Origin of the sequence: Streptomyces albidus (ex Kaewkla and Franco 2022) (assembly GCF_013870515.1) — a bacterium.
GTDB lineage: Bacteria > Actinomycetota > Actinomycetes > Streptomycetales > Streptomycetaceae > Streptomyces > Streptomyces albidus.
The window spans coordinates 1-11,925 of sequence record NZ_JACBXA010000186.1 but is presented as its reverse complement, the minus strand read 5'-3'; the positions used below and the strand labels follow the sequence as shown (position 1 = coordinate 11,925).

The following is an 11,925-nucleotide window of genomic DNA, read 5'->3' as shown; positions in this document are numbered from 1 at the left end:
CGATCTCCCGTACGGACCGGCGGCGGAGCCAGGAGACCAGCCCGCGCGCCGCCTCGGTCGCGAACCCCCGGCCCTGCCAGCCCGTCCCGACGACCCAGGCGATCTCCGCGACGTCCCCGGCGGCGCGGTGGGTGACCGTCGCCTGGACGGTGCCCGTGAGGCGTCCGTCCCCGCGTGACTGGAGGACCCAGTTGCACCACGAGACGTCCGGGTCCGGGGATCCGGACGCCCAGCGCTCGTAGCGGGAACGCAGCTCGGGCAGCTCGGGCTGCGCACCCCCTATGAAGGTGTACAGCTCCGGACCGGAGAGCACGGCGGCCATCTCGTCGGCGTGCTCCGGGCGCAGCGGCAGCACGAGCAGCCGTTCGGTGGCGATGACTTCGGGCGTGGTCAATTGCTCTGCCAGGTGAACAGGGCGCGGTCGAAGCGCCGTTCGGCGAGGTCGTCCGGACGCATGAGCCAGAAGAGCGTGCCGCAGTCGCCCCACATCATGTCCGTGCACTCGTCGCTGTCGAACTGGGCGAGCAGGATCCAGCGGCAGGCCTCCTCGGTCAGTTTCTCCTCGTCGGCCCATGAGCCGCGCACGACGTGGGCGGCGTCGAACTCCACAGGGCTCTGGTCCGGGGTGGCGTAGCCGCCGATGCGGTGTGCCGGCATCTCGTCCATCTCCCACAGCGCGTCGTTGAACGCGTCCCCGCACACGGGGTGTTCGTACGGCTGGGCGATGGCGGACCCTTCCGGGGCGAAGACCTTGTGGAGGCGCGGGTGCCAGGGCTCGGCGGCGGTCGTGCGCGCACGGGCGGCCAGCGGCACCGGGGAGTAGGGAGTCAGGCCCCTGGGCGGTGTGCGCTCCGTCGCGGAAGCCTCGGCGGGGATGTGGAGCACGCGCGCCCCGGCCTGGTGCTCGGGCTGCTCCGGCGCCAACAGGATGCCCCCGTCGTCCAGTTGCCCGGCGTCGAAGTAGAAGAACGCGAGCGTGCCGTCGTCGGGCAGGGAGATGTCCAGACCGGCGGAGGGCAGCACGGCGCAGTCGACCGAGCCGACGAAGGCCAGCGGCCCGTGGCCTTCCCAGGTGGGCCACTCCACGCCTTCCGGCAGCCGCGGAAGCCCGCCGAGCCGGGCGGCAGGCGGGCCCTCCCCGTCGAAGACCGGCGTCAGATGCACGCACGGGCGCAGCAGCCCGGTCCACCGCCCGGCGACGGCCGGTGGAAGGTGCTGACGGGCCAGGGCGCTCAGCTGCTCCGCGTCTGCCTGTGTCATGCGTCCGATGATGCCCCGGGCCTCTGACAGTCGGGGCGCACGACGACCTCGCTCCCGAGGGGGGTGAAGCCGGCCGCGAGAAACGCCCGCAGCGACCGGGCGTTGCCTGGGGAGACGGCGGCGAAGACCGGCTCCCCGTCGGGTACGAGCGAGAGCGCGTCCAGCAGCAGGGACCGGCCGAAGCGCCGGCCGCCGGCCTGAGGCCGGTGCAGCTCGGCGCTCAACTCCCGCCGTCCGGCGAGACCTTCGGCGAGGGTGACCAGGCCGCGCTCGTCACCGTAGGTGCGGACGTGGGCGCGCAGCTCACGGGCGTGCCGCACGCGCGGATGGTCCTCCAGGTCGTGGCGCTCCGGGAGGCGTGGCGTGCCGCCCGTACCCCTGGCGGCGAGGGTCGCGTCGACGACGTCGATCCGGCCCCGGCTGCCGGCGAGGTGGCGCAGCAGGTCCGGGGCGAGGGAGGCGCCGAAGCCGTCCGGCTCGAAGCGGTGGATCTCCCCGGCGGGGAGAGCGGTGGCGATGACGGCGTGCCCGGTGAAGGCCACGGAGCACTCCAGCCCCCTCGCGAGGGGGCCGGTCACCGTCACACCGCCGTCGACCGGAGGGAACCTGCCGTCGGCGGCGTCCAGGAAGAACCGCAGCAGCGGGTGCGTCGCGTCGTTCACGGGCTTCTCCTTCGAGGCCGGTCGCACGGTCGGAGTTCCGGCTGACGCCGCAGATGCGGACAGGTGCCTCGGCGTCGGGGGCGGGACGCGACGGGACGTGCGGGGAGGGGAGCCTGCGCCCCTGCGGACCGGTACGCACGTCGCTCGCACGGGTGATGCGGGAGCGGAGCTCGCGGCCTGATCCGCATGGTGGCAGGGGAGTTCGCGGTTTCGGGGGCGCGTACGCGGCTGGCGTCGCGGGCCCGCGCGGGCCAGGCTGGCCCTCATGAGCATCGCCTTCCTCTTCCCCGGCCGGGGTTCGCAGCGACCCGGCATGCTGCACCGGCTGCCCGACACCGCCGCGTCCGCGACCGTGCTGGCCGAGGCGGACTGTGCGCTGCGCGAGCTCGCCTCCCGATCGGGGCCCTCGCCGGAGGCGGGTGCCGCCGGGGCAGCGGCAGCGAGGGAATACGCGGACGGCATCGCCGAGTTGGACACGCCCGAGGCGTTGGAGAAGTCGCCGGTGGCCTGCCACGTGGCGCTTCTCGTCGCGGGGGTGGCCGGGGCTCGCGCGCTGATGGAGGACGAGGGAGTGCGGCCCGGCCTCGTCGCGGGGCAGGACGTCGGCGGTTATGCCGCAGCCGTGCTCGCCGAAGTGCTCACCTTCGAGGAGGCCCTCAGGGCAGTGCGGCTCCGTGGTGAACTGCTGGCGCGCGCCGAGGAGTCCGCACGGGACGTCGCGATCCGGCTCGCGCAGCATCTGGCGACGATCAAGCGGCGGCCGCAGGCGGTGCCGTATGTGAGCGGGGTGCACGGGCGCAGCCTGCGCGGCGACACCAATGCCGTCTTCGAGGAGCTCGCCTGGTCCGTGGCCCGTCCCGAGTCCTGGTCGGGGACGGCGTCCACGCTGGCGGACGAAGGGGCCCTGTGCTGTGTGGAGTTGCCGCCCGGGCGGGCGCTGACAGGGCAGATCGCCGCCGAACTGCCGGGAATGTGCGCGGTCTCCGTCGAGGAGCACGGCATCGCCGAGGCCGCCGAGCTGGCGCGCTCCACGGCGGCGGGCGAGGCCGGGGATCACAGAGGCTTGGCGTAACAGCGGCTCTCGGCCTCGAAGCGGTAGAGGCCGAACTTCTGCGTCGGCTCGTAACCGGCGGACTCGTACAGCGTGATCGCCTCGGGCTGCGCGGTGCCGGTCTCCAGCACCATGCGCGTACGGCCCGCCGTGCGTGCGTCCTCCTCAAGCATGGCCAGGATCCGCCGGGCCAGCCCGCGGCCCCGTGCCTCGATGACGACGAACATGCGCTTGATCTCGGCGTCCCCGTCCGCGTACCCCTCGTCGTTGCGCTGCTGCGCCCGCCATCCGCCGGTGGCGACGGGGCGCTCCTCGTCGTCGTAGGCCAGCAGGTAGAGGCCCTGCGGCGGCTCGAACATGGACGGGTCGAGAGGGGTGATGTCACCCACGTCGCCGTAGCGCACGGCGTACTCCTGCTGCACGGCGTCGTTCAGCTTCATCGCGTCGGGGTGGTCGTAGCGCGCACGAACGATTCGCATGCCCGCATCGTATTCTGGCCGGCGATGCTGAAGGTGACGACGATCAACGTGAACGGGCTGCGTGCCGCGGCGAAGAAGGGCTACCGGGAGTGGCTGGCGGCCACCGAGGCGGACGTGGTGTGCCTTCAGGAGGTGCGTGCCGAACCGCATCAACTCCCGGACGACGTACGGGCACCCGAGGGCTGGCACACGGTGTACGCACCGGCGGCCGCCAAGGGACGGGCCGGAGTGGCCGTTCTCACACGGCGCGAACCGGACCAGGTCCGCATCGGGTTCGGTGCGGAGGAGTTCGAGGACTCGGGGCGGTACGCGGAAGTGGATCTTCCCGGCGTCACCGTGGCCAGCCTCTATCTGCCGTCGGGGGACGTGGGCACGGAACGGCAGGAGCAGAAGGAGCGCTTCATGTCGGCGTTCCTTCCCTATCTGCGCGGGCTGCGGGAACGCGCCGCCGCCGACGGCCGGGAGGTCCTGGTGTGCGGCGACTGGAACATCGCCCACCGCGAGGCCGATCTGAAGAACTGGCGCGGGAACCGCCGCTCCTCGGGCTTCCTCCCGGAGGAGCGTGAGTGGCTCTCCCAGGTCTTCGACGCCTCGGACGGCGGCTACGCCGACGTCGTGCGGGAGCTCCATCCGGACACCGAGGGGCCGTACTCGTGGTGGTCCTACCGGGGCCGGGCCTTCGACAACGACACTGGCTGGCGCATCGACTACGTCGTCTCGACGCCGGGGCTGGCGGGGCGGGCGCTGAAGGCGTACGTGGAGCGGGCGGCCACTCACGACCAGCGCTGGAGCGATCATGCGCCGGTGACGGTGGACTTCGGCCCGTAGAGGGCACCCTCGCGGGACGGTCCGGCGCTTCAGCCCGCCCGGTCGTCGCCGTCCGGGCCGGGCAGTGCCTCGCCGGAGATCCAGTCCTCGACCTCCGCCCGCACGCGTCGGTCCAGCGCGAGCCCCAGCTCCGCCTCGACGACCTGCTTGGCGAGCGGACGCACCTGGGTCAGCAGGTCGTTGAGGCACTCGGCGTCGAGGCCCTCGGGGGCGGCGGCCTGCTCCTTGGGAAGCAGGTGCGTGCGGAAGAGGGCGGCGAAGACCTCGGCGATCGCCTCGGTCTGCGTACGCAGCTCCCGGCCGGCGGCCAGCACCGCGGCCAGCGGAATGCCCTTCTTCACCAGCTCCGACGACGCGTCCAGCAGCCTCCGGCTGGCGTGTACGAACTCGTCGCCGTCGACGGCGATGTAGCCGATCTCCAAGGACGCGGCGAGGTTCTCGACCGTCACCTCGCCCTGGTAGTAGTCGGCCAGCTCCTCGGGCGTGAGGCGGATCGGGGACTCCTCGGCGAACAGCGTCGTGATCATCGAGGACTCCATGCCGAGGAGTTCGGCCGTGCCGTGCGAGTCGCGTCCGCTCTCGAACGCTCCGAGCAGGTCGGCGATTCCGCCCAGGGTGTGACCGCGGGCGAGCAGCCCGGAGATGGTGCGCAGCCGGGCGAGGTGGTGATCGTCGTACCAGGCGATGCGGCCCTCGCGGCGCGGTGGCGGCAGGAGCTTGCGCTCGCGGTAGAAGCGCAGGGTGCGGGCGGTGATCCCGGCCAGTTCGGCCAGTTCGGAGGTGCGGTATTCGCGGCCGCCCCCGGGTGGGACGGCGCCCTCGCCGCCGTTCGTGCCGGTGCCGGTGCCGGTGCCGGTGCCGGTGCCGATTCCGGTTGCGGCGACCGTCCCGTCGCCCGTGCGGACGCTTCCGTTGCCGCTCACCGGGCCGTCGGCGTGACCTGTGCCGCCTGTGCCACCCGGGTCCGTGGTCTGAGCTCGCTCTCTGTCGTCGGTCACCTGGGCAGCTTAACCAGGGGGATCGCCGGCACGTACGGGCCCGGCCCGCTCGGTGCCCGTCACGGGCGGAGGTGCAACCGGCGGTAACTTCCGTCGCCGGACCCCTACCCATCGGTATGCATCTGCCCTACGCTCCCAATCACGCCAGTAATCACTGGCGCGGTAAGCGGAAGACGGAAGCAGATCCCCGGGAGGCGGCGGCATGGCGGCCGAACGCGAGCACGAGCACGTACGGGTGGCGGTGATCGGATCCGGATTCGGCGGCCTGGGGGCCGCCGTGCGGCTGCGCCGCGCCGGAGTGACCGACTTCGTCGTCCTCGAGCGCCGGGAGGCGGTCGGCGGCACCTGGCACGACAACACTTATCCGGGGTGCGCGTGCGACGTGCCCTCACACCTCTACTCCTTCTCCTTCGCGCCCAACCCCGAGTGGCCGCGCAACTTCTCCGGGCAGGAGCACATCCGCGCCTACCTGGAGCGCGTGGCCGACACCTTCGGGCTGCGGCAGCACATCCGGTTCAACTCCGAGGTCGAGCTGATGAGCTGGGACCCCGAGGAACTGCACTGGACCATCACCACCGGGCAGGGGCGGCAGCTGACCGCCGACTTCGTGGTCAGCGCGACGGGCCCGCTCTCCGACGCCAAGATCCCCGAGATCCCCGGCCTGGAGGGCTTCGGGGGCAAGGTCTTCCACACGGCTCAGTGGGACCACGACTACGACCTGCGAGGCAAGCGCGTCGCCGTCATCGGCACGGGCGCCTCCGCGATCCAGGTGGTGCCCGCCATCCAGCCGTACGTCGAGAAGCTCACCCTCTTCCAGCGCACCCCGGCATGGGTGATGCCCAGGGCGGACCGCAAGATCACACGGCTGGAGAAGCTGCTGCACAGCAAGGTGCCGGCCACCCGTTATCTGCGCCGTCAACTGCTGTGGGGCATAAGGGAGTTGCAGGTCTCGGCCTTCGCCAAGCACCCGAACGTGCTGGGCCTTCTGGAGAAGCTGGCCTCGTCCCACATGAAGCGCTCCGTCAAGGACGCCGGCCTGCGACGCAAGCTCACTCCGGAATACCGGATCGGCTGCAAGCGCATCCTGCTCTCCAACAACTACTATCCGGCGCTTGCCGAGCCGAACGTCGATCTCGTCGCCTCCGGTCTGAAGGAGGTGCGCGGCAACACCCTCGTCGCCTCGGACGGCTCCGAGGCCGAGGTGGACGCGATCGTCTTCGGCACCGGCTTCCACGTCACGGACATGCCGATCGCCCACCGCGTGAAGGGCGCCGACGGCATGACGCTCGCGGAGAAGTGGACGGGCGGCATGGAGGCCCTGCGCGGCTGTTCCGCCAGCGGCTTCCCCAACTTCATGACGGTCATCGGGCCCAACACCGGCCTGGGGAACAGCTCGATGATCCTCATCATCGAGGCCCAGCTGAACTACATGATCGACTACGTGAAGAAGCTGGACGCTCTCGGCGGCAAGGTCGCGCTCGACGCCCGGCCCGAGGCCGTCAACGCCTGGAACGCCCACATCCAGGACCGGATGCGGCGCAGCGTGTGGAACACCGGATGCGACAGCTGGTACCTGGACGCGAACGGCCGCAACACGACCGTATGGCCGGGCACCACCGCCGAGTTCCGCAACGTCACCAAGGAGGTCCGGCTGGAGGAGTACGAGGTGCGGCGCGCCGCCGCTCAGGGCTCGGCCGCCTCCTCCAGGACGACCGTCACCGGTGCGGCGGGGCGCGGCAGCGCCACGGCGGCCTTCCACGCGGCGGAGGAGGGCTGATGGCGCGCCTGACCGCATCGATGAGCGGGCCGGCCGGTCCCTACGATCTGCCCGCCGCCGCACGCGAGTTGACCGTCACGTCCGCCGACGGAGCCCGGCTGCACGTCGAGGTGCACGGGCGCGAGCAGGACCCGGCCGTCGTGCTCATACACGGCTGGACCTGCAAGATTCCCTTCTGGGCCCCCGTCATACGGGAGTTGACGCAGACGGGGCACCGCGTCATCGCGTACGACCAGCGCGGCCACGGCCGTACGCCGGGCGCGGAGCCGCACGCCTACAGCCCGGCGGTTCTCGCAGACGACCTGTGCGCCGTGCTGGACGCGGCGCTGCTCCCCGGTGAACGAGCCGTGCTCGGCGGCCACTCGATGGGTGCGATGACGCTCGTCGCCGCTGCCGGACGCCCTCAACTGGACGAGCGGGCCGCCGCGTTGATGCTGTGCAGCACGGGTGCGCGGCGGCTGCTGTCCGGTGCGCGCGTGCTGCCGTTCCGGTCGGAGTCCGCCCGCATCCGCGCCCATCGCTTCCTCGTCCTGTCGAGGCTTCCGCTGGGGCCGGTCTCGCCGGTGACCAAGAAGGCGCTGAAGTACGGGACGATGGGGCCCGACGCGTCCGCCGAGCAGGTCACGGCAGTCGCCCGCATCGTGCACACCTGCCGGCCGCGCATCCGCGGAGCCTGGGGAGCCGTGCTCGCGAAGCTCGACATCGCGCAGAACGCCCGCGCGCTCAAGGCGCCCACAGCGGTGATCGTCGGCACGCACGACCGGCTCACCCCGCCCGCCCTCGCCCGTGAACTGGCCGACGCGCTGCCGCACTGCACGGGCCTGCACGAGCTGCCGCGACGCGGGCACATGACCCCGCTCGAGAGCCCGGAAGAGGTGACCGGGGTCCTGCGGGATCTCGTACGCGATCACCTCGCCGGCTCCGCCCCGGCAGCGGACAGCAGCACCACCGCAGCGAAGAAGGAGGAGATCCCGTGAGCCGTCGGAGTCTGGACGGACAGGTCGCCGTCGTCACCGGTGCCGCCCGAGGTGTGGGCGAACTGCTGGCGCGCAAGCTCGCCGCGCGGGGCGCGCGGATCGCCCTGATCGGCCTGGAACCCGCGGAGTTGAAGCGGGTCAGCGAGTCCCTTCGTACGGATTCCGCCTGCTGGCACGGCGACGTGACCGACCACGAGGCGATGACCCGGATCGCAGCCGAGGTGAAGGACCACTTCGGCAAGGTCGACATCGTGGTGGCCAACGCGGGTGTCGCCAGCGGCGGCCCCTTCGTCGACTCCGACCCCGTGTCGTGGCGGCGCGTCATCGAGGTCAACCTGATCGGCGGGGCGGTGACGGGCCGCGCCTTCCTGCCCGAACTCATCGCATCCCGCGGCTACTTCCTGCAGATAGCCTCGCTGGCCGCGATCACCCCTGCCCCGATGATGAGCGCCTACTGCTCGTCCAAGTCCGGAGTGGAGGCGTTCGCGCACTGCCTGCGTGGTGAAGTCGGCCACAAGGGCGTACGGGTGGGCGTCGGCTATCTCTCCTGGACCGACACCGACATGGTGCGCGGAGCCGACCAGGACGAGGTGATGCGGGACCTTCGCAAGCGGCTGCCCTGGCCGGCTAACCGCACCTACCCGCTCGGCCCGGCCGTCGACCGCATCGTCGCCGGGATCGAGCGCCGCTCCCACCACGTCTACGCACAGTGGTGGCTGCGCGGCATGCAGGGCGTCCGCGGGTATCTCCCGGCCGTCATCGGCCTGGTGGGCCAGCGCGAGATGCGGCGCTTCGAGCCCCGGCTCTCCTCGGGCGGCACCAACACCGGCCTGGTGGGCGCGGGCGGCGCGGCGGACGAGGACGAGCGCGCCCTCAAGCGTTGAGGCCCCTCCCCGGTACGCGGACGCGTCCGCTCCGGGAGCAGGCCGACTGACGCCGGAGAGCGGCCCGTCCGGAACCGGGACGGGGTCTGAGCAACGACGCCGAGGGGCGCACCCTGCGAATGCAGAGTGCGCCCCTCGGAGCGTGGAGAGCCGGGGACCGCGAGGGTCAGCGCTCGTCGGACCTGTCTCGCTCCTCGTCCATGCCGCGGTCGGGCATGTCCTGCTTGTTCTGCTCGTCGTCCTTCTTCGAGCGGTTCATCTTGTCGTTCTTCTTCTTGTCGCCCATCTTGTCGGAGGCCTCGCGCTTCATCTTCTCGGCCTTGTCCTTGAACTCGTCCGACATGCTCATGGCGGCTCCTTGCGAGAGAAGGCGGCTTTCGGGGTCTGGAACACGACCAGCCTGGCATGGGCGTACATAGCTCGCATATCGGGCAAGGCGCTTGGGTGTTGGGACTGCGGGCGCACCCTCGCCGTGATTCGGCGCCGAGCCTCGAGACCGTGATTCGACGCGGCAGTTGTCGTCGTCATTCGCCCTCGGTCGCCGTCGTCCACCTCGTTCTTCGCCGTGATCAGTGCCGCGGCGGCAGCGACGGGCGACGCAGGTCGGGCACCTGGGCGTAGTCGGGGGGTTCGGCCGCCGGGCGCCGCTCCAGCAGATCCAGCGCGGTGCGCACCGCGGTCTCCAGCACCACGGGCCGCCCCTCCGCCCACTCCACGGGGGAGCGCACCGCCTCGATGTCCGGGGCGATGCCGTGGTTCTCGACCGACCATCCGTAGCCGTCGAACCAGGCGGCGTTCATCGGGACCGTGATCGTCGTCCCGTCGACGAGCCGGTGCCGTCCGCTCACTCCGACGACACCGCCCCACGTGCGTGTGCCGACGACCGGACCGAGACCGAGCAGCCGGAAGGCCGCGGTGATCATGTCGCCGTCGGAGGAGGTCATCTCGTCGGCGATCGCGACGACGGGCCCGCGCGGCGCGTTGCCCGCGTAACTGACCGGCTGGGCGTCACGCGTGAGGTCCCAGCCCAGGATGCTCCGGGTCAGGGTCTCGATCACCAGCTCGCTGATGTGGCCGCCCGCGTTGCCCCGCACGTCGATGATCAGAGCCGGCCGTGACACCTCCATGCGCAGGTCCCGGTTGAACTGCGCCCAGCCCGAGCCGCCCATGTCGGGGATGTGCAGATAGCCGCACCGTCCCGAGCTCAGTTCGCGTACGACCTCCCGGCGCTGCGCGACCCAGTCCTGGTAGCGCAGCGGGCGGTCGTCGATGAGAGGGACGACGGCGACGCGGCGGTGCTCGGGTTCGGAACTGCGCGCATTTTGTTGGCCGTTGTGGCCGTTGTGGCCGTTGTGGGGCGGCTCGGGCTGGGTGACGGTCAGCTCGACGGTCGTGCCCCCGGCCGCCGTCAGCAGCGGCCACGGTCCGGCTGCCGGATCGACGGGACGGCCGTCGATGTGCGAGAGCACCGCGCCGTCCCGCACGCCCGTGCCCGCGAGCGGTGAACGTGCCTTGGCGTCCGAGGAGTCGCCCGGCAGGATGCGCTGGATGTGCCACTCGCCGGAGGACGTGCGGGCGAGGTTGGCGCCCAGCAGGCCGATGGGACGCTGGTAGTGCTGCGGTCCCTCATGGCGGCGCCCCGGCGTCACGTACGCGTGTGAGGTGCCCAGCTCGCCCATGACCTCGCGGAGCAGGTCCGCGAACTCGTCCGGGGAGGAGACCCGTTCGACCAGCGGGCGGTACTGCTCCAGGACGGCGCTCCAGTCGATGCCGCCCATCCGCGGCTCCCAGAAGTACGCCCGTACGATCCGCCCCGCCTCGTCGTAGGCCTGCCGCCATTCGGCGCCCGGGTCGACGGTGTGCATGATGCGGCGCAGGTCGATGTGGGTGGTGGTGTCGTCCTCGGCGGTCTCGGTGGCGGGCACCGCGCGCAGATCGCCGTCGTCGTTGAGGACGATCCGGGAGCCGTCGCCGCTGAGCGCGAACCAGTCGACTTCTCCGGTGAGTTCGGTGCGCTTGGCCTTGGCCAGATCGAAGTGTTCGAGGGTGGGACGGCCCGAGGTGTCGTTCGGGTCGGCGAAGGTCTCGCCGAGCGCGCCCGAGATCGGATAGCGCAGCCAGACCAGGCCGCCGCCGTCGACGGGGCGCAGCGCCGAGTACTTGGAGGCGGTCACGGGGAACGGCGTCACCCTGCTGGCCAGCCCCTCGGCCTCCACCAGGACCGAACCGTCCTCGCCTCCGTGGTCGCGCGGGTCCAGCCCGCCCGCCGCGGGCCGCCCCTCGGGAGACAGGGCGAAGGGGGAGGGCGTGGCGGAGGAGAGCGGCACGAGGTACGGGCGGCAGCCGAGCGGGAAGGAGAGGTCGCCCGTGTGCACGTCGTAGACGGGGTCGAAGCCGCGCCAGGAGAGGAAAGCCAGGTAGCGGCCGTCCCGGGTGAAGACGGGCTGCTCGTCCTCGAAGCGGCCGTCGGTGACGTCGATGACGGTGTGCCTGCGGCCGAGCTTCGCGATCTTGATCTGCGTCAGCGAGCGCCCGACGCCGGGGTGGGCCCATGTGAGCCAGCGCGAGTCCGGTGAGAAGGCGAGATCGCGGACGGGGCCGTTGGAGGAGTGGACGAGTTCGGTGACCCCCTCCGGGTCCGCGGCGGGCCGCTCCTCGGCGACGACGTCCGCCCCGGTGCCGGCACCTCCGCCGTCCGAGGACGGCGTACCGGGGGCGGTGAGGCCGGTGAGTCCGCTGACGTCGACGAGCAGGAGCCGCCCGTCGTGCGTCGCGACACCGAGGGTGCCGCCGTCCGGGGAGGACACCAGCTCGCGGACCCGGCCGAGCCGGCCCGCGCCGAGCCGCTGCGGCGGACTCTGACGGCTTGCGCGCGGCAGGTCCGTGATCTCCACGGCGTCCTCGCCGCTCGCGTCCGTGACGTAGGCGATCTTGCCTGTGTCGCCGAGCATCCGGGGCGTGTGCACCCGCACCCCGGGGTCGTCGGCCATGGCACGGGCCGGCCCGTCG

General features: G+C 71.9%; 12 protein-coding genes. 5 read left to right on the top strand and 7 right to left on the bottom strand.

Annotation, left to right across the window (positions count from 1 at the left end):
• From H5J26_RS22600 to H5J26_RS22595, 3 genes are all read right to left on the bottom strand, one after another.
• Positions 1–394 (bottom strand): GNAT family N-acetyltransferase (locus H5J26_RS22600; protein WP_235980939.1); only part of this gene is annotated, 394 nt, incomplete at its 3' end.
• A complete protein-coding gene (locus H5J26_RS31610; protein ID WP_235980938.1) occupies positions 391–1,260 on the bottom strand; it encodes a YwqG family protein in 870 nt (289 codons plus the stop codon). The genes H5J26_RS22600 and H5J26_RS31610, both read right to left, overlap by 4 nt.
• Complete coding sequence (locus tag H5J26_RS22595) at positions 1,257–1,922, bottom strand: hypothetical protein (protein ID WP_181767769.1); 666 nt, start codon at positions 1,920–1,922, stop codon at positions 1,257–1,259. Before H5J26_RS22595 ends, H5J26_RS31610 begins: the two co-directional genes overlap by 4 nt.
• A gap of 265 nt (positions 1,923–2,187) precedes the next feature.
• Here H5J26_RS22595 and H5J26_RS22590 point away from each other — a divergent pair, with 265 nt between their 5' ends.
• On the top strand, positions 2,188–2,994 hold the full coding sequence (locus H5J26_RS22590) for an ACP S-malonyltransferase (protein ID WP_181767768.1): 807 nt from the start codon (positions 2,188–2,190) through the stop codon (positions 2,992–2,994).
• Here the strand turns inward: H5J26_RS22590 and H5J26_RS22585 are convergent.
• Positions 2,976–3,452: a GNAT family N-acetyltransferase gene (locus H5J26_RS22585; RefSeq protein WP_181767767.1), complete on the bottom strand. Its 477-nt coding sequence runs from the start codon at positions 3,450–3,452 to the stop codon at positions 2,976–2,978. The two genes, H5J26_RS22590 and H5J26_RS22585, sit on opposite strands and share 19 nt — an antisense overlap.
• A 24-nt stretch (positions 3,453–3,476) precedes the next feature.
• Here H5J26_RS22585 and H5J26_RS22580 point away from each other — a divergent pair, with 24 nt between their 5' ends.
• On the top strand, positions 3,477–4,280 hold the full coding sequence (locus H5J26_RS22580; protein WP_181767766.1) for an exodeoxyribonuclease III: 804 nt from the start codon (positions 3,477–3,479) through the stop codon (positions 4,278–4,280).
• Positions 4,281–4,309: 29 nt separating this feature from the next.
• Here the strand turns inward: H5J26_RS22580 and H5J26_RS22575 are convergent, their stop codons facing one another.
• Complete coding sequence (locus tag H5J26_RS22575; protein WP_210771647.1) at positions 4,310–5,053, bottom strand: MerR family transcriptional regulator; 744 nt, start codon at positions 5,051–5,053, stop codon at positions 4,310–4,312.
• A gap of 427 nt (positions 5,054–5,480) precedes the next feature.
• On the opposite strand from H5J26_RS22575, the gene H5J26_RS22570 reads away from it, so the two are divergent.
• The 3 genes from H5J26_RS22570 to H5J26_RS22560 are packed head-to-tail and all read left to right on the top strand — an operon-like array spanning position 5,481 to position 8,916.
• Positions 5,481–7,055: a flavin-containing monooxygenase gene (locus H5J26_RS22570; protein ID WP_181767765.1), complete on the top strand. Its 1,575-nt coding sequence runs from the start codon at positions 5,481–5,483 to the stop codon at positions 7,053–7,055.
• Positions 7,055–8,032, top strand: coding sequence for an alpha/beta fold hydrolase (locus tag H5J26_RS22565; RefSeq protein WP_181767764.1), 978 nt, complete (start codon positions 7,055–7,057; stop codon positions 8,030–8,032). Before H5J26_RS22570 ends, H5J26_RS22565 begins: the two co-directional genes overlap by 1 nt.
• Positions 8,029–8,916, top strand: a complete 888-nt coding sequence (locus H5J26_RS22560) for an SDR family oxidoreductase (protein ID WP_181767763.1) — start codon at positions 8,029–8,031, stop codon at positions 8,914–8,916. The genes H5J26_RS22565 and H5J26_RS22560 overlap by 4 nt, the downstream gene beginning before the upstream one ends.
• A 166-nt stretch (positions 8,917–9,082) precedes the next feature.
• Here the strand turns inward: H5J26_RS22560 and H5J26_RS22555 are convergent, their stop codons facing one another.
• Entirely contained in the window at positions 9,083–9,265 is a 183-nt protein-coding gene (locus H5J26_RS22555; RefSeq protein WP_181767762.1) for a hypothetical protein, read from the bottom strand.
• A gap of 220 nt (positions 9,266–9,485) precedes the next feature.
• Positions 9,486–11,925 (bottom strand): S41 family peptidase (locus H5J26_RS22550; RefSeq protein ID WP_181767761.1); only part of this gene is annotated, 2,440 nt, incomplete at its 5' end.

Coding starts and splice junctions, on each gene's coding strand:
- H5J26_RS22580 (WP_181767766.1), top strand. CDS start 3,477: ATGCTGAAGGTGACGACGATCAACGTGAACGGGCTGCGTGCCGCGGCG.
- H5J26_RS22590 (WP_181767768.1), top strand. CDS start 2,188: ATGAGCATCGCCTTCCTCTTCCCCGGCCGGGGTTCGCAGCGACCCGGC.
- H5J26_RS31610 (WP_235980938.1), bottom strand. CDS start 1,260: ATGACACAGGCAGACGCGGAGCAGCTGAGCGCCCTGGCCCGTCAGCAC.
- H5J26_RS22555 (WP_181767762.1), bottom strand. CDS start 9,265: ATGAGCATGTCGGACGAGTTCAAGGACAAGGCCGAGAAGATGAAGCGC.
- H5J26_RS22570 (WP_181767765.1), top strand. CDS start 5,481: ATGGCGGCCGAACGCGAGCACGAGCACGTACGGGTGGCGGTGATCGGA.
- H5J26_RS22565 (WP_181767764.1), top strand. CDS start 7,055: ATGGCGCGCCTGACCGCATCGATGAGCGGGCCGGCCGGTCCCTACGAT.
- H5J26_RS22585 (WP_181767767.1), bottom strand. CDS start 3,452: ATGCGAATCGTTCGTGCGCGCTACGACCACCCCGACGCGATGAAGCTG.